We start from the raw sequence: 20,916 nt of genomic DNA on the forward strand, positions 1-20,916 counted from the left end.
CCTGAGCCCACCCGAATGACATCATGAGTTCGCGCGCACGCCCGGACGAACACAGCCGTACAAGTCCCGCCCCGGACTAAGGAGCTCCCCATGCAGATCACCCAAACCGGTCCCGCACCCGCCCCCGTCAACCTGACCGTCGACCACCAGCACGCCCCGCTCGGAGTGGCGGTGCCGCGGCCGGTGCTTTCCTGGCAGGTGCCGGGCGAGGCACCCGCGAGCGCCTACGAACTGCAGGTGCGCGGCCTCGACCCGGCCACCGGCACCGCGCTCACACCGCCGGTGTGGGCCACCGGCCGCGTGGAGATCCCCGACCCGCCCGCCTCGCCCTGGCTGCCCTACGACGGCGAGCCCCTGACCTCGGATGCGGACTACACCTGGCGGGTACGCATCTGGACCGACTCCGCCACCGACGCCGAGCCCTCGCCCTGGGCCGACTCGGCCTTCTCCACCTCCCTGCTGGACGGGGCCGACGTCGTCGCCGACTGGGTGGAGCCCACCCAGACGCCGGTGGAACTGGAGCCGGAGGCCTCCTTCGCCACCCTGTTCACCCCGCAGGAACCGGTACCGGCCGGGGACAAGCTGCATCCGGTAAAGCTCGTGCGCCAAGACCTGCCCCGTACCGACGTCGACGCCGCCCCCATCACCCGCGCCCGCCTGTACTTGAGCGCTCAGGGCGTGATCGAGGCGAGTATCGACGGCGCCGCGGTGGGCGACAGCGTGCTCGCACCGGGGTGGACCAGCTATCACACCTACACCGAGTTCGAGGTCCACGACGTCACCGCGGCCCTCACCGACCCCGCCGGGACACCCCGGCCCCATACGTTGGGCCTGCGTCTGGGCGACGGCTGGTTCGCCGGCCGAGCCACCATCACCGGGGAGTCCGGCCAGTACGGCACCCTGCTGCGCGGCTGGTGGCAACTGTCGATCACCCGCGCCGACGGCACCCACCAGACCTGGGGGCCGGACCGCACCGCCCGCTGCACCGAGTCCGGGCCACTGCGCTACAGCGACATCATGATCGGTGAGAAGCGCGACGACCGGATGGCCGCCGCCGTCGCCGGTTGGGACCGCCCCGGCTTCGACGACTCGGGCTGGGATCCGGTGCGCATCATCCCGACCGCCGAGCTGGACCCGGCCACCGCCCTGGAGCCCTTCCGCGGTGAACCGGTGCGCCGCCTGCTGGAGCTGCCCGCCGCCCGGGTTATCACCACCCCGGCCGGGGAGACGGTGCTGGACTTCGGGCAGGTGATCGCCGGGCGGGTGCGGTTGCGCGCCGTCGGCCCGGCCGGCACCGAGATCACCCTGGAGCACTCCGAGCACCTGGACGCCGACGGCAACTTCTTCTCCAACGTCCAGGGCCCGAACAAGGACCAGCGCGACCTCTGGGTCCTGGCCGGCACGGGCACGCCGCAGGCGCCCGAGACCTACGAGCCGACCTTCACCTTCCACGGCTTCCGCTACGCGCGGGTGACCGGCTACCCCGGCGAGCTGCGCACGGGTGACGCGGTCGCCGTCGTCGTCGGCTCGGACCTGGAGGCGGCGGGCGACTTCACCTGCTCCGACGAGCGCCTGAACCGGCTGCACGCCAACACGGTGTGGTCCCAGCGCGCCAACTTCCTGTCCATCCCCACCGACTGCCCGCAGCGGGAACGGGTCGGCTGGACCGGCGACATCCAGGTCTTCGCCCCGGCCGCCACCAACAACGCCCAGGTGCACACCTTCCTGGCCCGCTGGCTGCGCAACGTGCGCGCCGACCAGCTCGACGACGGCCGCGTGGTCATCATCTCCCCCTTCGCCCCGCGGCAGGCGGCCATGGAGGGACAGCCCGGCATCGGCGGCATCACCGCCGCGGCCGGCTGGGGCGACGCGATCATCCGTGTGCCGCTTACCCTGTGGGAGCGCTACGGAGACGTCGACACCCTGCGCGCCAACTACCCGGCCATGCGAGCCTGGGTGGAGATGCAGTCGCGGCAGGCCGCCACCGAACTGCCGCCCCGCCTGCGCGGCGCCGACTGGGAGGACACGGACCGCACCTCCGGCTGGGAAGCCCTGGATGAGGCCACGACCGCCCGACAGCGACTGCTGTGGAACTCGCGCATGCACTTCGGCGACTGGCTGGCGCCGTCGACCCTGGCCAGTGGCGCCCCGGACGCGATCATGGCGGCGCCGCACCTGACCAGCGAGTTCGTCGGCGCCGCCTTCCACGCCGAGGCGCTGCGCACCCTCGCCCAAGTGGCGCAGGTCCTCGGGCACTCGGACGACGCGGCCGCCTATCGGGAGCGCTGGGAGGCGGTACGGGCCGCGGTGGCCGCGGAGTACATCGGTGCCGACGGCGCCATGGCCCCGGACCTGCAGGGCATGTACGTGCTGGCGCTCGCCTTCGACATCGTCGGTGCCGACGATCCGGACGGCGGCGCGCGGCGTCGGGCCGTGGCGGACCGGCTGGTGCGGCTGGTGCATGAGGCGGGCGACCACCTGGACACCGGCTTCCTGTCGGTGCCGTTCCTGCTGGACGTGCTGGTCGACTCCGGGCATGCGGACGCGGCCTGGGCGGTGCTCATGCAGGACACGGTGCCGTCCTGGCTGTATGAGGTGGCCGAGGGGGCGACCACGATCTGGGAGTCCTGGGACGCCGTTGCCCCGGACGGGACCGTGGGGGCGATGAGCTTCAACCACTACGCCTTCGGCTGCGTGGATGACTGGTTGTTCCGCCGCCTGGGCGGGATCGTGCCGACCGAGCCCGGCTACCGGCGGGTGCGGGTGGCGCCGCTGACCGGCGGGCCGGTGTCCTGGGCGCGCTCACACAGGGACACGCCCTTCGGCCGGGTGGAGGTCGCCTGGGAGCGCGTCGACCGGGCGGCGCCGGACGCGAACAGCGCGGAGGCTGCCGCTGACGCCACAGCCGCAGGGCTCGCCACCCCCGGCTCCACCGTGCGCTACGAGGTGGTCCTGCCGTCCGGCGTCACCGGAGAGCTGGTCACGCCCGACGGCGACGTGCGCGAGTTGAGCAGTGGGCGCACGGTGCTGGTCGCATAACCGCCGCGGGCGAGCCTGGAGCGCAGGCTGCAACTTGTTTCATGGCGTTACTGAAAGCATGACAGACTGCACACTCTCAGGACTGGATCGGGTGCCGACCGGTCGGTACATTTATGGGTGTCGGCAGGAACAGCCAGCCGGCCCCGGTCGAAGAACCGGCCGGGAGAACTCAACCGAAAGGAACCGAACATGTTCTTCGACATCGATCTGGCCGTCCGCGCCGCCGCCGCCCGTGAGCGTGAGCTCGAGCGTGCGATTGCCGCCGAGAACGAGCAGCGCTGAAAGCGACTGCAACACGGTGACCGCCTGACGCGGCTCACCCCGCGGGTGCTCCCGCGACGGCCATAAGGCCACGGAATACGCAGGGCGAGGACGAAGAGGTCCTCGCCCTTCTTGCTGTCTTGCTGAGTGAGCCCATCACCGCGATCGGTTGAATGGCTCGGGACGCCGACTTGGCCGCTCGAGGCCGGACTGATTCGCCCGACGCAACTGTTTGCTTCGCTCTGCGATTTGCCCGAGTACATCCGCCTTCGAGCGGACAGGACGCGTTTCAGTCAATTCCAGCGCGTGAGCAATGCCCTCACGCACAACCGGCGCCGACTTCAGCGCACCCGCGCGCTCAACGAGCGAGTCGACCCGCGCAAGCCTCTCCGCCGAGTCTCCGGGGCGGTTGCGCAACTCGGTGAGTACCTCGACGGCGCGCTCCGGCTGCATCCACTCTCCGTCATCGCCCCGTAGATTGTCATAGTGAACGGCGCCGGCGCGATCCACAATCGACAGCCGGTGCACATCCGGGCTCGAAGCGGCGGCACGCAGGGTCTGCGGTGTTCCCATCAGGCCCGCGTCGTGGGCCGCCAAGGGCGTCCAGCGCGCAGCCCTGCCAGTCTCCAACGCCGACAGATAGCGGTCTATGCATCCCGTCCACGAGTCGAAGGCACTCACACCCAGCGCTACCAGGTGCGTGCGGGCACCCGCCTTCGCGAACTGTGTCAGCGTTCCGAGCGTGGTCTCCGGACGCCGCAGGGTTCCTTCCACCACCGCCGAGTAACCGTGCTCGGCGGCGTAGGCCAGCGCCTGCCCGACCAGCCAGCCGGACAACTCCGCCGTCGCTGCGGGCATCGCCTCCGGGTCCGCGGAACGCGACAGAGTAGGAAAGTCCGGGTGGAACTGCCGCAGATCGTCGCCGACGATATCGACAAATGACGCACCGGGGTAAAACTCACGCAGCGCTGCGCCAATCGCGCGCGTCTTCCCAGCACCAGGTTGAGCGCCCACAGATAGCAGCACTGGTGACGGCGACGGAGCAGCGCTAGCGAATAGCCGAGCACATGCTCGGTCCCAAGCCCTCCGCTTGGTTACCTCGTCCATCATGCAGCTGCCGAAGCAGGTCTGGCAGCACGTGCGTAACGTAGCAACTGAAGGGTGCGGTCCCACTGCTTCATAGTTGCCACGATCATCGCGCGATCATTCGGGTTAACGGCCTGCCGCTCATTTTGAAGCAGGCGGCCCTGCTCGTCCCAAAACTCCACCGCCTCCGCGTCACCCGCATCCTCGGCCGCATACGCCAGAGACACGTACTCGCCGCCGAGCCGCGTGCCACACTCGTAAAACACGTCGTACAGGACCGACAGCTCCGTCGTCGACCAGTCCTTGCCGCTCATGTTGGCTCCTTCCGCCCCACTATCGAGTCTAGCGCCGCGGGCGTGGTCCGACCCGATGGCCCGCCCGCGCTTCGGACCGCCGGAGCGGCGCCGTCGGCTTCACGGCCCGACGACGCCGCCGGCGTTTCCGGCTACCGGTTCAGTACCGCCCCGTTGGACTGGGCGATTTCCCCGAGCACATGGGCGCTGGGCTTGGGGGCGCGCGCCTGCGTGTCCCGGTCGACGGCGATGATGCCGAACTTGGGACCGTAGCCGAAGATCCACTCGAAGTTGTCCATGGCCGACCAGCACATGTAGCCGCGCACGTCCACGCCGTCGGCGATCGCGGCGCCGACCTCGCCGATGGCGGTGCGCAGGAAGTCCACCCGCTGGGTGTCGTCCTCCGTGTTCAGCCCATTCTCGGTGACGTAGATCGGCATCTTGACCGCGTCCCAGGCCTGCCGGACCACGGCGCCGATCGCCCAGGGCCAGATCTCCTCCCCGCCCTGGTTGAGCACGGCGCCCTCTTCGGGCGGCACCGGCCCATCGGGGCCCAGCACCGTGCGGTTGTAGGTCTGCAGCCCGACGAAGTCGTCGCCCTCGCTCACGCGCAGGTAGCGCAAGTTGTTCTCCTCGTTCATGCGCGCCACCCGCTCCTCGCCGCCGGGGGCCGCGTGGAAGTCGGAGTTGGCCAGCGTCCAGCCGACCTGCATGTCGGGCTTGACCGCCTTGATGGCCTGGACGGCGGCCTTGTGGGCGGCGCACTTGATCTCGTAGGCCTGCGGCGTGGCCGAGAGCTGGAAGCCGGCGACCTTGTCCGCCGTCGTCCCCAGGGCGCGGGCGGCACCCTCCCAGGTGGGATTACCGAACCGCTGGGCGGGCTCCCGCTCGCACATGCCCATCTCACCCAGCAGGATGGCGAGGTTCGGCTCGTTCATGGTGCAGGCGATGTCGAACAGGTCGCATAGCTCCTCGGTGACGCGGCGGCAGTAGCGGGCGAACAGGGCCGGGGTGCCGGCGTCCTCCCAGCCGCCGCGGGCGATGAGCCACTGCGGGGAGGTGAAGTGGTGGTAGGTGACGATCGGGGTGAGCCCGTGCTCGCGGCAGGCGCGCAGCATGTCGCGGTAGTGGGCGATGGCGACGGCGGAGAACTCGCCCTCGGCCGGCTCGATGCGGCTCCACTCCAGGGAGAAGCGGTAGGAGTTCAGCCCCAGGGAGGCGAGCAGGGCGATGTCCTCCCGGTAGCGCGTGTAGTGGTCGCAGGCGTCGCCGGAGGACTCGGCGTACATGGTGCCCGGTACGTGCTCGTACAGCCAGACGTCGTTGTTGACGTTGCCGCCCTCCACCTGATGGGAGGCGGTGGCAGTACCCCACAGGAAGCCCTCGGGGAAGGGCGTGGTGGGGGCGGTCGGGGCGGGTGAGGATGCAGGGGTGGTCATGGGGCGATTATCTCCGTGGCGTAGTCGGTGGTTGGGGGGAAGCCGCAACGAGTGCGGCGGGTTGCGCGGCGGGGCCGAGCCCGCCCGGCCGACCGGCGACGGCGGTCGGCGCGGGCCGGCCGTCGTCGGCACGGTTATTTGACGCCCTTGATGAGGGGCATGAGCAGGGCGCCGATGAAGCAGAACACGGCGGCGATGCCCCACAGGAGGGGGTAGTTGTCGTTGTGGGCGCCGAGGATGGTCGGAGCGAGCGCGGGGACGATGACCGTGGGCAGGTTCAGCGCCAGCCCGAACACCGCCATGTCCTTGCCGGCATCGGCCTCCGAGGGGAGCACGGCCGCACACAGGGCCAGGTCGACGGTCAGGTACATGGCCTGCCCCATGGCGAACAGGCACCAGGCCACGGTGAAGATGGTGAAGTTGCTAGACATGGCGGCCATGACGAGGGCGCCGGCCATGATGACCGCGGCGAGCGCCACCAGCGGTCTGCGTACACCCAGTTTGTCCGAGAGCCAGCCCGAACCGGTAAAGAAGATGATCGAGATCGGTGCGCTCATCAGGGACAGGTGTCCGGCGAGCTTGCCGGCCGACTCCGGGTCGTTGTGCAGGCGGATGATCAGGTAGAGGACGAAGAAGTTCAGGAACGAGGTCATGGCGATGCCGGCGAGGAAGCGGGCCAGCCAGACCCAGCCGAAGTTCGGGTACTTGAGCGGGTTGACAAAGAAGTTGGTGAAGATGCTCAGCAGCCCTCCCTGAGGCACTTCCGCGGCGGTGTGCTGCGGGTCCTTGTACAGGACCAGTAGCGGGATGATGCACACGATGGCGAGGAATGGCGGGATGCACATCAGTAGGACCGTGTTGCCCACGAAGGCGGAGGCGATGTAGGCGGCGGCGGACATGGCCAGCGCACCGCACAGGCCCATGAACCCCATGACCCGGCCACGCATGTTGGCGGGGATGCCCTCGACGGGGATTACGGCGTAGGCATTGAAGCCGGCCTGGGCGAAGGTGAGGCCGACGACGTAGGCGGGCACAATGATCGCGGGATTCTCGGTCACGCCGATGAGGTAGAAGCACGCGGTCGCCACGAGATAGCCGATGACGATCCAGGGCTTGCGGCGGCCCCAGCGGCTGGTGGTGCGGTCGGACAACGAACCGATGAGTGGAATCAGGGGCAGCATCAGGAGTGCCGCCAGGGACGTCGCCGTTGAGTACGTGGCGGTCGCGGTGTCCTCGGAGATGATCGACAGGCGCAGCTGCAGCACCGTGCCCATACCCATCATCATGATGTAGCCGCCGATGGCGCCGATGATCACCAGCCAGATGGTCTTACGCGGACGGCCGAACTTGGCGGTGATGCGGGCGGTCTCCTCGTCCTCCGGGCTCATGGCCGCGGCCTGAGCGGAGTACGCGCCCTCGCCGGTAGGAGCTTCGTGGTTCTCCGCAACCACGGCGGAGGCGTAGGGATCTTCGGCACCTTCGTACCTGGTGCTGGGTGGGGTGGTCATTGATCGTCCTTGATATGCGGCCGGCAGCGGTGCCGGCGACGGCGCGCTCGCGCGGTCCGCGGCGCCTAACAGGTACACCATAACCCAAGTTGCACCATGTTGGTCAAGATCTACATCACTTCCAAGTTGGTCTGTATCCACTGCGCCCATCCGTAGGCCCGTTCACCCGCACCCCACCGAGCCCGGTGACCCCGCCGGCGATCAACTAGGCTTAGCGCCCGAGCCGACCGCTCCCGCGTGGACCCGGCCCCCGCACACACCACTGGCCAGAGACGAGGTTGACAGTGTCCGCTTCAGACGCCGTCGCCCCTCCGGACGGGCGCACGCGCTACGCCAACGGGGAGCGCCGCCGCGCCGCCATCACCGACGCCGCCATGGAGGTCTTCGCCGAGCAGGGCTACAACAACCTCTCGCTGCGTCAGATCGCCGACGCCGTCGGGGTGAGCCACACCCTGCTGCGCCACCACTTCGGCAACAAGGAGAAACTGCTTGAGGCGGTTCTGAAGCGGCGCGAGGAGACCGAGTCCGAGTGGCGAGCCACCCTCTTCGCCGAGCACGGCCTGCTCGAAGCGCTTCCCCTGGTCATGGAGCACAACGCCACGATTCCCGGCCTCATCCAGCTCGACGCCGTCATGCGCGCCGAGGCGGTCAACCCCGAGCACCCCGCACACGACTACATCGTCGGCCTGGCCCGGCGTTTCCGGGCGGCGGTGCGCGCCGACCTGGAGGGCGAACGCGACGCGGGGCGGCTGCGCACCGACGTCGACCTGGACCTGGCCGCCATGCAACTGACGGCACTCATCGAGGGCGTGCAGGCGGAGTGGCTGCTGGACCGCGACGTCGATATGGCCGGCGTCGTACGCGACTTCGCCGAACACCTGCGCAAGGCCTAGCCGCCCAGCCCCCGGAGCCGTCACCCGCTGCCGAGTTTCCGCAGTCCTGGCGGCGGTCTCTACCACGACCCTGGAGTGCATTCCACGACCTCGGTGACACTCCACGACCTTGGGGTACATTCCACGACCACCCCGGGGTCGTGCAACAGGCACCAAGGTCGTAAAACCCCGCCCGGGGTCGTGCAGTACACGGGACGACGCAAGCACCGCGGACTCCTGGGGCAGCGACGGCGGTACGGGACGGTCCGGGCTCCGCAACATCGGCCGCTCCAAGGTCAACACCTGACGGAGAATCACTCACCTTGAGGTGCCACGAGGCTCTGAATACCGTACTCAGGCGGGCAGCACCGCCACACCACGGACCCCAATCAACCGACGAGAGGAACACCCATGCAGATCGGAATTATCGGAACCGGCAATATCGGCGCCAGCATCGTGCGCGCATTGAGCGCCGCCGGGCACGACGTCGCCGTCGCCAACTCCCGCGGCCCGCAGACCATCCCGGCCGACCTACTCGTTGACGGCGCCCGTCCCGTCACGTCCGCGCAGGCGGTAGAAGGCGCCGAGGTGGTCATCCTCTCGGTGCCGCTCAGCGCGATCCCCACGCTGGCGCCGCTTCTGTCCGATCTCCCCGAGGACGCGACCGTCATCGACACCTCGAACTACTACCCGGGTCGAGACGGCGAAGACCTCCTGCCCGCCGGTACGGTCGAAAGCCTGTGGGTGTCCGAGCAGCTGGGCCGTCCCGTCGCCAAGGCATGGAACGCCATCGGCTCCGCATCACTGGCCACCAAGGGCGCCCCCGCGGGAACCCCAGGCCGGATCGCACTGCCCGTGGCCGCGGACCGGAGCATCGACATGCAGCGGGCCAGGGCACTGGTCGAGGAGACGGGCTTCGACGCCTACGACGCAGGACCCTTGGCCGAGTCGTGGCGCCAGCAGCCAGGGACGCCCGCATACGGCACGGACCTGACGCTCGACTCGCTCCCCGGGGCTCTCGGCCGTGCCGACGCCGAGCGCGCCCCGGAGCGGCGCGACCTGGTGGTCGGGGTGTTCTCGAGCTGGCTCGGCGCCGGCGTGAACCCGGACGCGCAGTGGGGCGTCGCCGTCGCACGTCTCATCTGCGGCGGTCCCGCCGGCGCTGCCGACGACTCCACGGCGGAGCACTAGCCGGCCCGAAACGCGTGGAGCGGGCAGTGCTCGCTCCACGCGTTTCGGCACGCCGTTCTCGCGGTCCATCCCGACCGCGCACGCGGAAAGGTTGACGAATCCCCCGCGGGCCGAATACGCTCACACCAATTCGTGAAACGGTTCAACGATGATCCGGAGGAACCCGTGACCACACACCAACCCAGCCAGCCCGCCGCCTCCGCCAAGAGCTCGAGCTCAAGCACTCCGCTCACAGCCGACGCCGGCGCACCCAACGCCGGACTCCTCACCGCCGCCGCGCCCGACGCCACCGATCCGGTCGGCCCCCTGGCCGCCCCACACCGGCTGCGCGTGGATCACCAGCGCCCCGACCTGTCCGTCCTCGGCGGCACCGGCCCCACTCCCGCGCTGTCATGGGAGGTGCCGACCGCCCCCGCCGGATGGAGCCAGGCACATGCCGAAATCGAGATCGTCCGCGCGAACGTCGGCGCACTACCCGCCGCCCCGCAGACCTTCAACCTGGAGGGCGCCGACGCACTGTTCGTTCCCTGGCCCGCCCCGCCGCTGAGCTCACGCGAGAGCGCCGCCTGGCGGGTGCGCGTTGCCGGGGAAGACGGAATCTGGTCGCCCTGGTCGGCGCCCGCCGTCGTCGAGACCGGCCTGCTGAGCCGCGACGGCTGGACCGCCCGCCCCATCACCGCACCCGGCAACCGACGCACCGATCCGGCACCAGTCATGGTCCGCCGCCTCACCGTCCCCGCCGGCACCACCACCGCCCGCCTACACCTGACCGCCGGCGGCATCTACGAGGCCTTCATCGACGGCGTCAAGGTCGGCGCGGACGAGCTCGCCCCGGGCTGGACGGAGTACTCCCGGCGCATCCTCGCGCAGACGCACGACGTCACCACCGCGCTGACGCCGGGCGAGCACGAGCTCGCCGTCGTCCTGGGCAATGGCTGGTACCGCGGCCACCTGACCTGGGCGATGCACGAGGCCGTCTATGGGGAGGACCTGTGGCTGCTGGCCCAGGTGGAGCTGAGCGACGGGCAGGACACCACCGTCATCGGCACGGATGAGGCGTGGACCTGGCGCCCCTCCAACGTCACCGCCAACGACCTGTACAACGGCCAGTCCACGGACCTGCGCCTGCCGGCGCTGGGCGAGGCGGAGGCCGAATCCCCGGTCGCCACCCTCGACCTGCCCGAAGCGGCGCTGGAACCGACCACGCTGCCGCTGCCCACCGTCGTCGGCGAGGTGCGGCCCGTGGAGGTCATCACCACGCCGTCGGGCAGGCGCATCGTGGACCTGGGGCAGAACCTGACCGGGCACCTGCGCCTGACCGTCCCCGGCGGCCACGCGGGGGACGTGGTCACCCTGCGTCACGCCGAGGTCCTCGAGCACGGCGAGCTGGGCACGCGCCCGCTGCGCCACGCCGAGTGCACCGACCGTGTCACCCTGGCGGGTACCGGCACCGTCGAACGGCCCGAGGTCTTCACCCCCACCCTCACCCAGCACGGCTTCCGCTACGTGGACGTGGAGGGCTTCCCCGGCGACGACGACGCCCTGCTCGCCTCCGTCACCGCCCGCGTGGTGTCGGCAGGTATGGAGCGGGCGGCCTGGTTCGCCAGCTCCCAGCCGCTCGTGGACCGGCTGGTGGAGAACACCCGCTGGTCCACGATCGACAACTTCATCACCGTGCCCACCGACTGCCCGCAGCGCGACGAGCGGCTGGGCTGGACCGGTGACATCGGCGCCTTCGCCCCCACCGCCCTGAGTCTGTACGACGCCGCCGCCTTCCTGAACTCCTGGACGAAGGACCTGGCCGCCGCCCAGACGCCCGACGGCGCCCTGCCGGTGGTCTCCCCCGACGTGCTCGGCGGCAACAAGCTGACCTGCGCCTGGGGCGACGCCATCACCCTGGTGCCCTGGGCGGTCTACGAGGCCACCGGGAATCCGGCTGTGCTGGCGACGAGCGTGGAGGCGATGAGTTGCTTCGTCGACGGCGTCGACGCGGTGGCCGGGGCCTCGCACCTGTGGCGGGGCGGCTTCCAGTTCGGTGACTGGCTGGATCCCGACGCGCCGCCGGAGGAGCCGGCCGCCGCCAAGGCCGACCCGGATGTGGTGGCCACCGCCTATTTCGCCCGCAGCGCCGACATCACCGCCCGCGCCTGGGCGATCCTTGGCGACGCCGAGCGCGCCGCCCACTACGAGGCGCTGGCCGCGAGCGTGCGGGAGGCGTACCTGGATGCCTACGTCACCGCCGACGGGCTGATCCTGTCCGACTGCGCCACCGTCTACGCCCAGGCACTCGCCTGGGACCTGCTGGACACGCCGCGGCGCGTGAACGGTGCCGGACGGCGCCTGGCCGACCTGGTGCGGCTGCGGTCCTTCCGGATCTCCACCGGCTTCGTCGGCACCCCGCTGGTGCCGGCCGCACTGGTCAAGGGCGGCCAGGCCGCCACGGCCTCCCGGCTCGTGCTGGAGCGGGAGTGCCCCAGCTGGCTGTACCCGGTGACCATGGGGGCCACCACCATCTGGGAGCGCTGGGACTCCATGCTTCCCAACGGGGACATCAACCCCGGGGAGATGACCAGCTTCAACCACTACGCCCTGGGTGCCGTCACCCAGTGGCTGATCACCGACCTGGCGGGCCTGGACGTCGTCGGCGCCGGCGGCCGGGCGCTGCGGGTGGCCCCGCAGGTGGGGCACGGCTTCACCTCCGCGAGCGTGGTGCGGCGGCTGCCGCTGGGCACCGCCCGCACCGCCTGGGAGATCGACGGCGACGTGCTGCACGTGAGCATGCAGGTACCGGTGGGGGCGAGTGCCGAGCTGGTGCTGCCCGGCGCCGCGCCGGAGACGCTCGGGCACGGCGTGCACGAGCGCACGGTGAGCTTGCCCGAGCAGCTGCACGACGGCGGTCGAACGATCCGCACGGTGCGGGACCTCATGGACGATGACGCGGCCTGGGCGCGCGTGGTGGAGGCGGTGGCCGGCAAGCACGGCGCCTACATGGCCGACCCGGCCGCCACCCTCACCGGCTTCCTCACCCACGAGCTCGGCTCGACCGCGAAGGTGATCCCGGGCGCGGCCACCATGTATGGCTTCATCCCCGGCATGGAGGCGGTGCGGGAGGCGCTGGATGGAGTGATCGCGGAGGTGGCGCCGGACGCGCCGGAAGTCCCCGCCGCCCAGCAAGGCTGACCCCCACCCCCCTCCGCCGAGGTCGGTGGATCTTACACACCGAGGTCGGTCGACATGGCGGTGGTCCGGGAGCCCTCCCGCGATCCCGGACCACCGCCCCGCCCCAGAAAGAAAGCGCTATGTCCATCCGCTCCACTCACCCGATCCTGCCGGGTTACTACCCGGACCCGTCCATCTGCCGCGTGGAGGACACGTTCTGGCTGGTCAACTCCAGCTTCGAGTACCTGCCCGGCGTGCCGGTGCACCGCTCCACCGACCTGGTGCACTGGGAGCAGGTCGGCCACGCCTACACGCGTCCGACCGCCCTGCCGCTGCCCGGCGGCGACGCCGGCTCCCAGGGCACCTTCGCCCCCACCATCCGCCACCACGACGGCACCTTCTATGTGATCGTCACCAATATGGGTCAGGACCCGCTGGGCCAGCGCATCGTGCGCACCACCGACCCGGCCGCCGGCTGGTCCGACCCGGTGGAAGTGCCTGACACCCCGGGCATCGACCCGGACCTGTGCTGGGACGAGGAGGGCATCTGCCACCTGAGCTGGCGCGGGGTGTCCTTCGAGACCGGCACCGCGGTCTCCACGCTGCGCTCGGTGCCGATCGACCCGGACACCGGCGAGCGTCTGGGCGAAGTGGTGGATCTCTGGCAGGGCACGGGCATGCGCGACGCCGAAGGGCCGCACCTGTACCGGCGCCGAGGCTGGTGGTACCTGCTGCTGGCCGAGGGCGGCACCGGCGTCGGCCACTGCGTGACCATGGCGCGCGCCCGCGAGCTGACCGGCCCGTGGGAGCAGCACCCCGGCAACCCGATCCTCACCCACCGCTCCACCGACCATCCGGTGCAGGCCACCGGGCACGCCGACCTCGTCCCGCTCGACGACGCCGGCTGGGACGGGGGCCGCTTCGCCATGGTGCACCTGGGCATCCGCCAGTTGGAGCCCTTCCCCGGCTACCACGTCAATGGCCGGGAGACCTTCCTGGTCGGCGTCGACTGGGAGGGGGACTGGCCGGTCGTCGTCGAGGACCGCTATGCGGAGGCGATCGCCGCGCGCGACGCCGCCTCGACGCAGGCCTTCACGGATGAGTTGCGCGGGCGGCCCGGCCCGGTCGCGGACGGCGACGCCCCCTGGGACCTGCCCGACCGGTGGGTCTCCCCCGGCGGGCTCGCCCGTACCGCGCTGACGCGCAACGCGGCCGGGGCGCTGGCGATCACTGCACCCGACGACGACGCCGCGCCGCGTCCGCTGCTGGCGACCCGGTGCCGCGACGTCGGCTGGCGGGCCGAGGCGGAGTTGACGGTGGAGCCGGGCGCCGTCGTCGAGCTCTGCGTGTATTTGGACCCCGATCACCGGGCCGCCGCGCGCTGGGACGGGAGCCGCGTTGTGGGCGTGGCGACCTCGGCGCCGTTCGAGCAGGTTCTCGGCGAATTGGCGGCAGAGGACTTGGAGGCGGCGCAGGGACGGACGCTGCGACTGTGGGTGAGCGCGCAGCTACCGGAGTCGGGGTTCTTCGGGCAGCGCGTGCCCGACGAGCTGGTGCTGGGCGTGAGTATGGCCGGACGGGACGTCGAGTTGGGGCGGTTGGACGGCCGCTACCTGTCCACCGAGGTGGCCGGCGGCTTCACCGGTCGGGTCGTGGGCGTGCGCGCCATCCGCGGCACCGCAACCGTTGAGCGCTTCGACTACCAGCCGCTGTAGACACATCAGGCTCGGGCAGAATGAGCCCGATTGACCGGTTGCACACTTCTCCTCGGAGCCCAATCCCACAATCCGCACGATTCCGCGGTTCTACTGAGACCGCCAGCAGCCATGAGCCGCCTCCAGTGTGCAACGAGGCGCCCGTTGCACACTGGAGCATCATCATCCATTTCAAACTCAACCACGTTTTTCGCGTAATACCAACAAATACTACGGGTCAGTCCGGGTCATGCCAACAGTCGTTGCGTGCAACCCCGCCACCTGAGCTCGGGGTTCCTCGGCGAACACCCTGCAGTTCTGGATTATCAGCCCAGGGTCCGCAGGGACAAGGAAAGTGTTGTCGGCGTGGATGTGTGTTGGATCGGGGTTTTTCGTTGAAGTGGCAGGTAAAGGTCGGGGCCAGTCAAGGGTGGGGCGTGATCAGGTACGCCTGGCACTAACAGGCCGCGGTATGTGGTACACGGCTCCGGGATGATCCGTAACGGCGCCATCACTACTGTTTGCCGCTCCTCGGTTGGCCTCGCGACTGCGGCAGGTGGCTGTGGGGCGGGCTGCCTGACTGCCGCGGAGTTGCCAGGGGTCGTGTTCGGGCATGGAAGGTCGTATTCGGTGGGTGGGGGTCGTCCTCGGGTGTAAGGGGACGTTGTCGGTGACCATGGACGGGGTGGGCGCAAGAAGGGGGTTGTGGGGTCGGTGAGGACGTATTCGACCATCGCCCATCGGCCGAGAACGTCCTCGTAAGCCCGAACCCCTCATCATTCGGTAGGGATTGGGGTACACGAGGTCGTACTCGGCGCGTGCGGGACGTTTTCGGGCGTACCAGGTCGTACTCGGCCCGTGTAGGTCGCACTCGGGGCGAGCCTGGACGGGCGAGACGTAGAGCTGGGCCGGTTCGACGGCCGCTACCTGTCCACCGAGGTGGCCGGCGGCTTCACCGGCCGGGTCGTGGGCGTGCGCGCCATCAGCGGCACCGCGACGGTGGAGCGCTTCGCCTACCGACCGCTTTAGGTGCACGGGAGGCGGCCGGAAGGAGCGCCTCGACCGTTTGCTCGCTGGAGGGAAGATGCGGATTGGAGCGTCGCCATTCAGGACGCGAGTTCGCGTTCGAGGATCTCGCGCAGCAGTTGGCTTCGGGTCTCCCCACGCGCCTGCGCCCTGCGGTCCAGCGCATCGCGTCGGGAACGCGGCACCTTGAAGGCGACCGTTACGAGTTCCTCCTCAGACAGCCGCGGGCGCCCGGGCGGGCCCACGACGAAGGCGCCCGGCTCGCCCGGAAAGTCGCCGCGTTCGGCCGCCCGCGCGAGTGCCTCAATGTCATCGTCTGTGAGCGTCCTGCCGCTCTTGGTCGTGTACTTCATCACCGGTTCCTCCTAACCGAGCCCGAGTTCGATTGCCGCGAGCCGTCCAGGGCCTAAGGCCCCAGTGCGTCTACTGCGCTGATCGGACGTCTACTACGCGGGTTCGCCGTCGGTTGTATGCCTCCGGAGCCTTCAGCAAACCGCTAACCAGCGTACCCAACAGCGAAGTGGCGTAACTGAAGAAAAAAGAGACAGCCCGTGCAGCCCCTGATACACGCCGGGACGTCCAGATAAGTGATGGCGGCCCAACTCGTCGCGCTATGAACGTTGCGGTCATAGCCGATAACCCTCCGATTACTACCACACCGGTCATATACGCTTGAGATGCCTTCTTCGGCACCTCCTCCCGGAACGCTTCATGTCCTTGCCGGGAAGGTAGGAGCCAGGAAGGAGGTGGGGGCTGTGGCCAAGTCGAAGGACAAGCGTCGCAAGGTCCGCAGGGACAAGGAAACGGCCCGGCAGACGAGCGAACTGATCAGTGCTGTCGCTCGTCTAGTCCGGGCCGTCGGTGTCCTTGCCGACGCCCTCGGCAGGTGGTTCAACTGAACTATCTGCCTCGGGGAGTCATCCGGGTTGCATCCGGGTGGCTCCCCACCATTATGCGTCCGCGGTCTTCCGGTGGGCAAGGTGAATCATCAGAGCATCAACGTCCACGGCGACTCCGAATGACCGCTGGATCAGTCGCAGCGCACGCGCACGGCCATCCAGGGGCGGCTGGGCAGTGCCACCTCCACGCTTCCGCTCGCGCCGGTGGCGACTTGTTCGATTGTCATGTTCCAGGTGTCGATCACATCGATCGCCGCGGTGCGGCCCTGGGGAACCGTCACGGCGCTCCGGTAGGGCTGAGCACCGCCGAAGTAGGTCAACATGTAGTCATCCCCATCGACGGCAGTCTTCGTGCCCAGGCCGGGAGGCGCAGGCAGCAGCCGCCCACGCGGGGCCTCCTGGATGAGCCGGCGCAGGAAGGCAATGCGTTTCCAGCTCTCACCCCGCAGGACACCGCCGTGGGCCCACCAGATCCCCTCCTCATGGAAGTAGGTCTCACCGTGGGTCATGCCGGCGCCGCGAATAATGCCCTCCCAGAAACGACGCAGCTCCTCCTCAGCGGTGAGGTTTCCCCACTCGTGCTCCAGGTTGCCCTCATAACCGTATTCGTCGATGACGACCGGCTTGCCGAAGCGGTTTCGCAGTTCGTCCACCTTCCGTCCCATCTCGTAGCCTCCGCCCTGGAAGGACACGTGACTGACCCAGTCGGCGGAGGCGTCGAAGGGCTCGAAGATGTTGTGTACGCCGATGGGGTGCCCCACCGGGTCCTCCTCCACCACAATCCGCCCCAGACGGTCCCAATCCGAGAGGCGCTTAGTTGTCAGCAGCTCGTACTCGTTGGCCATGGACCACCACACGTTGGGGAAGGCGGCCAGACGCCGGACCACGTGCCTCAGGTAGGCGTCGTCGACGTCCGGAGTCATCTCCGCGAAGCCCCAACGGTCGTAGGGGTGAAAGAGGATGAGATCGGCGATGATCCCGAGGTGCCCCAGTTCCCGCACGCACTGCTCAAGCCTGTCGAAGAAGTCTGCATCGAACGCGTCCCAGTCCCACTCGCGCTCACCCGGGCCTGTCGAGCGAAAGGGGACGGATTCCGGGTCGGCGTGGTTATAGTCGTAATGTTTAGGGAAGATGCACATGCGGAGCTTGTTGAAGCCGCTGGACGCCAGCGTCTCCAAGGTGCGGCGGCGCATGTCGGCACCCTGATGAATCCAGGCGTAGGCGGTGGTGCCCAGAGGCGTGAAAGGCAGGCCATCGGCATGGGCGAAGTGCCCGGCTACGACGCGCACAGGCCCGTGCTCACCTATGCCCGCCGGGTGGACATCGACTTCCGCCTCGAGCGGAGCGACCGCAGCGATCCCGTCGACACGCAAGCGCCAGTGGCCGGACACCTCGGGCAGGAAGCGGGCGGCCAGCTCGTCGCCGCGGCGATAGAAGACTCTCACGGACGTCCGTATACGGCTGCCTCCGGTCGTATCTCCGGTATCGGCGCCCGGGCCGGCGGACTCCACATCGGCCGCGTCGACGTCAACGAGTGTGGCGGTGAGGGTGACACTTCCAGCGATCTCGACGTCACGCAGTAGGGCTCCCGCGCCGGGAATGGTAACGGTTACCTCCACGGGCTCGTAGCAGCGGGCCGACACCGGGGCGCTCAATCGTGCTCGCGCCTGCTGTTCTAGCGTTGGCGCGGCGAGCGGGCGGGCCGCGCGGCGCACGGGCAGCACAGTGGGATCCTCGAGTTCGGCGAGCTCGGCGAGGAGCTCGGCACGCGCGGGGTTGTCCCAGCCGAGCGTGATCCCCAGCAGCCCGCCGATGGGAAACTCGGGGTGTTCGACGGCGACCTGGAGGTCGGTAAGCCACGGGATGCCGTGTTGAAGGAGAGCGCGTGCCTGCGGCACGCTGAGGACCGCCCCCAGGGTGGATTGCGGGCTGAAGTGGTTCATAGCAATCGCCTCCGACGATGTGAATGAGGATGACAGCCGCATCCGTCACGGCTGCTCGATGCGAGCGGGTGCGCGCAGAGTGCGGTGGCGCCCAACGACGGCGTCGGACCCGGTGACTCGGAAGGATGCCTCTGCACGCACATTATCGCTGGAGGAGCCCACCCGCAGATCCACATCTCCGGCCTCGACCATCCAGTGCATGTCCCCGTCCAGCAGGGCCAGCAGGCTCGGAGCCACCTCGAAAACGACGATGGCAGACTCACCGGCCGCAAGTTCGATGCGCTGGAAGCCGATTAGTTCCTGAACGGGACGAGTCGTCGTGGCGTAGCGGTCGGTGGCGTAGAGCTGGACTATCTCGGTGCCGGTCCGTTCCCCGGTATTGGTCACCGTGACGCGTGCCGACACAGTGCCGTCGGGCGCGATGGACTCAGCGTCCAACTCAAGTTCGGAGTATGCGAAAGACGTGTAGGACAGGCCGTATCCGAACGCATAACGCGGAGTGTGAGGCATGTCGACGTACTCGGGAAAACCCACCGACTCGCCCTGATGCCACTGGGAACCGTTGGGGTGGTTGTAGTAGACCGGCACTTGTCCGGCGCTGCGGGCGACGGACACGGGCAGGCGCCCGGTAGCGTCGACGGCGCCGGTCAGGACGTCAACGATGGCTTGTCCCCCGACCTCGGCCGGGTTCCACACCTCAAGTAGGGCGCTGAGCCCATCGGCGGCATCGGAGGAGACGGGCCGACCATCCATGTGAATGCCGATGGCGGGAACGCCGAGCGCTTCGATCCGTCGCAGCAGCCCCTCCTGCGAGGCGGGCAGACCCACCTCCGTCGAATCGATTCCCTCACCCATTGTGGCAATGGAACCCGTCCCGTTCTTGCCGCCGAGCATGAGAATGACGAGGTCTGTATCCGTTGCCGCCGTAAGCGCTTCCTCATACCCGGCGTCGGAGTCTCCCGCGACTTCGTATCCACGTACCCAATCGATCTCGCTGTTGGCCAGGCGCTCACGCAACTCATCGAGGATACAGCGGGCATCGGGGTGGAAGGCGTCCAGGATGGCGTCGAATTCCTCCCGTTCGTCGGACTGGACGGGCGTTCCGGGAATCGTGTCGTATCCGGTGGTTGTCTCGGCGTCGGCATCGATGGTGCCGGCCATGGAGGCACGCGCGGCCAGCACGCCCTCGGCCATGGACTCGTGCGTGTAACCGGCGAAGTGGAAGCGGGCATTCACGGCCTGGGGGCCGACGACGAGCACGCGTCCGGGGGCGCGGTCGCCCGTCGCGGGGAACGGCAGGATACCGTCGTTGCGCAGCAGCACGATGGACTCGCGGGCGCTGCGCAGGGCGGTCTCACGGGCCCGCTCGCGAGCGACTCCGGTGAAGGGGACCGTCAGTCCGGCCCCCTCGCGGGCGTAGGGATCCTCGAACAGTCCCATGCGGAACTTGGCCTCCAACACTCGGCGCACTGCACGATCCAGCGCGGCCATGTCCGCCCGGCCGGAGTCGAAGCGGGCGGCAAGCTCATCGTTGAACCCCTGGATTTCATGCCATTCGGCATCCATGCCGGCGGTAAGGGCGCGTTGCCCCGCGTCGGCGAAGGTCGCGGCGACCTTCTGGAATGCGTGCATGTTGCCGATGGCGCCGTAGTCGGAGACGACCACACCCGTGAATCCCATCTCCTCGCGGAGCAGGCCGGTGAGCAGGCTGCGGGAGCCGGATGCGACTTCGCCATTGATCGAGTTGTAGCAGGGCATGACGCCCCCGAGCCCGGCATTAATAGCAGCCTGGAAGGGCTTGGCGTAGACCTCGCGCAGGAGGCGGGCGGTCACGGGTGCGTGAGCACCATGGATACCCCCCTCTGAGCCGTGGAAGCCGACGAAGTGCTTGGCAACCGCCTCGGTGCGCCGGCCGGTGCCGTCGTCGGCCTGAAGGCCACGGGTGAAGGCGGCACCCAGGGCACCGGCCAACGTGGGGTCCTCGCCGTAGGCCTCGCCGAAACGTCCCATGCGGGGGTCTCGGGCGATGTCGAGTACTGGGGCAAGGGAATAAGTGATGCCGACAGCCCGTTCCTGAGCGCCGACGATCCGTCCGAGTTCCTTCTCCAGCTCCGGGTCGAAGGAGGCGCCGCGACCGATTCCGTTGGGGAGGGAGACGGCACCGGGCAGATACGCGCCGCAAACGGCCTCCATGTGGAAGGCCGCGGGGATGCCGTGGGGCTGACGGGCAATGATCTCGGCCTGGAGACGGCGCTGGAACGCCGCCACCTCGGCAAGATCGGTGACTCGTCGCATTTCCAGGGTGGTGACGTGACCGACTCCGAGCGGCGTCCCCGCGACAACGGCCTGGATGTCCGTGTCGGCGTCGCAGCTGCGGGGGAACACGCATTGCAGCTGACTGAGTTTCTCGGCCGTGGGCATGTCTGCGAGTAGACGGTCGGCGCGTTGCGCCGGACTGAGGCTGGTGTCCAACCAGGGTGCGCTGTGCATTCGGGGTCTCCTTATC

14 protein-coding genes are annotated in these 20,916 nt (G+C 69.1%); 7 read left to right on the top strand and 7 right to left on the bottom strand.

The window, feature by feature from the left end; translation table 11 throughout:
• The first annotated feature begins 90 nt into the window (after positions 1 to 90).
• On the top strand, positions 91 to 3,039 hold the full coding sequence (locus tag C3B71_RS12990) for an alpha-L-rhamnosidase (protein ID WP_108968590.1): 2,949 nt from the start codon (positions 91 to 93) through the stop codon (positions 3,037 to 3,039).
• 417 nt (positions 3,040 to 3,456) lie between these two features.
• Here C3B71_RS12990 and C3B71_RS12995 read toward each other — a convergent pair whose 3' ends face one another.
• The 4 genes from C3B71_RS12995 to C3B71_RS13010 form a co-directional block, all read right to left on the bottom strand.
• Positions 3,457 to 4,410: a zeta toxin family protein gene (locus tag C3B71_RS12995; RefSeq protein WP_108968592.1), complete on the bottom strand. Its 954-nt coding sequence runs from the start codon at positions 4,408 to 4,410 to the stop codon at positions 3,457 to 3,459.
• Positions 4,407 to 4,700, bottom strand: coding sequence for a hypothetical protein (locus C3B71_RS13000; protein ID WP_108968594.1), 294 nt, complete (start codon positions 4,698 to 4,700; stop codon positions 4,407 to 4,409). Before C3B71_RS13000 ends, C3B71_RS12995 begins: the two co-directional genes overlap by 4 nt.
• A 131-nt stretch (positions 4,701 to 4,831) precedes the next feature.
• Positions 4,832 to 6,118 (bottom strand): glycoside hydrolase family 1 protein, encoded by a 1,287-nt coding sequence (locus tag C3B71_RS13005; RefSeq protein WP_108968596.1) that lies wholly within the window; start codon positions 6,116 to 6,118, stop codon positions 4,832 to 4,834.
• Between the two features lie 134 nt (positions 6,119 to 6,252).
• Positions 6,253 to 7,626: an MFS transporter gene (locus C3B71_RS13010; protein ID WP_159097704.1), complete on the bottom strand. Its 1,374-nt coding sequence runs from the start codon at positions 7,624 to 7,626 to the stop codon at positions 6,253 to 6,255.
• 284 nt (positions 7,627 to 7,910) lie between these two features.
• Here C3B71_RS13010 and C3B71_RS13015 point away from each other — a divergent pair, with 284 nt between their 5' ends.
• From C3B71_RS13015 to C3B71_RS16985, 5 genes are all read left to right on the top strand, one after another.
• The gene (locus C3B71_RS13015) at positions 7,911 to 8,519 is read left to right on the top strand and encodes a TetR/AcrR family transcriptional regulator (protein ID WP_073329043.1); all 609 of its coding nucleotides are present in this window, start codon (positions 7,911 to 7,913) and stop codon (positions 8,517 to 8,519) included.
• 324 nt (positions 8,520 to 8,843) lie between these two features.
• Complete coding sequence (locus C3B71_RS13020; protein ID WP_256329130.1) at positions 8,844 to 9,689, top strand: NADPH-dependent F420 reductase; 846 nt, start codon at positions 8,844 to 8,846, stop codon at positions 9,687 to 9,689.
• A 165-nt stretch (positions 9,690 to 9,854) separates the two neighbouring features.
• A complete protein-coding gene (locus tag C3B71_RS13025; RefSeq protein ID WP_199912511.1) occupies positions 9,855 to 12,869 on the top strand; it encodes an alpha-L-rhamnosidase in 3,015 nt (1,004 codons plus the stop codon).
• 119 nt (positions 12,870 to 12,988) lie between these two features.
• Positions 12,989 to 14,563, top strand: coding sequence for a glycoside hydrolase family 43 protein (locus tag C3B71_RS13030; RefSeq protein WP_108968600.1), 1,575 nt, complete (start codon positions 12,989 to 12,991; stop codon positions 14,561 to 14,563).
• An 861-nt stretch (positions 14,564 to 15,424) separates the two neighbouring features.
• Positions 15,425 to 15,571, top strand: a complete 147-nt coding sequence (locus C3B71_RS16985; protein WP_395994437.1) for a hypothetical protein — start codon at positions 15,425 to 15,427, stop codon at positions 15,569 to 15,571.
• A gap of 77 nt (positions 15,572 to 15,648) precedes the next feature.
• On the opposite strand, the gene C3B71_RS13035 is transcribed toward C3B71_RS16985, so the two are convergent.
• On the bottom strand, positions 15,649 to 15,921 hold the full coding sequence (locus C3B71_RS13035; protein ID WP_073329038.1) for a hypothetical protein: 273 nt from the start codon (positions 15,919 to 15,921) through the stop codon (positions 15,649 to 15,651).
• 402 nt (positions 15,922 to 16,323) lie between these two features.
• On the opposite strand from C3B71_RS13035, the gene C3B71_RS16195 reads away from it, so the two are divergent.
• Positions 16,324 to 16,467, top strand: a complete 144-nt coding sequence (locus C3B71_RS16195) for a hypothetical protein (RefSeq protein ID WP_168708182.1) — start codon at positions 16,324 to 16,326, stop codon at positions 16,465 to 16,467.
• A 131-nt stretch (positions 16,468 to 16,598) separates the two neighbouring features.
• Here the strand turns inward: C3B71_RS16195 and C3B71_RS13040 are convergent, their stop codons facing one another.
• Together C3B71_RS13040 and C3B71_RS13045 are read right to left on the bottom strand one after the other, a co-directional pair.
• A complete protein-coding gene (locus C3B71_RS13040; RefSeq protein ID WP_108968602.1) occupies positions 16,599 to 18,410 on the bottom strand; it encodes a DUF5605 domain-containing protein in 1,812 nt (603 codons plus the stop codon).
• A gap of 45 nt (positions 18,411 to 18,455) precedes the next feature.
• Positions 18,456 to 20,900 (bottom strand): glycoside hydrolase family 3 N-terminal domain-containing protein, encoded by a 2,445-nt coding sequence (locus tag C3B71_RS13045; RefSeq protein ID WP_108968604.1) that lies wholly within the window; start codon positions 20,898 to 20,900, stop codon positions 18,456 to 18,458.
• Between the last annotated feature and the right edge of the window lie 16 nt (positions 20,901 to 20,916).

The organism is Actinomyces sp. Z16 (assembly GCF_003111765.1).
Taxonomy (GTDB): Bacteria; Actinomycetota; Actinomycetes; order Actinomycetales; family Actinomycetaceae; genus Actinomyces; species Actinomyces glycerinitolerans.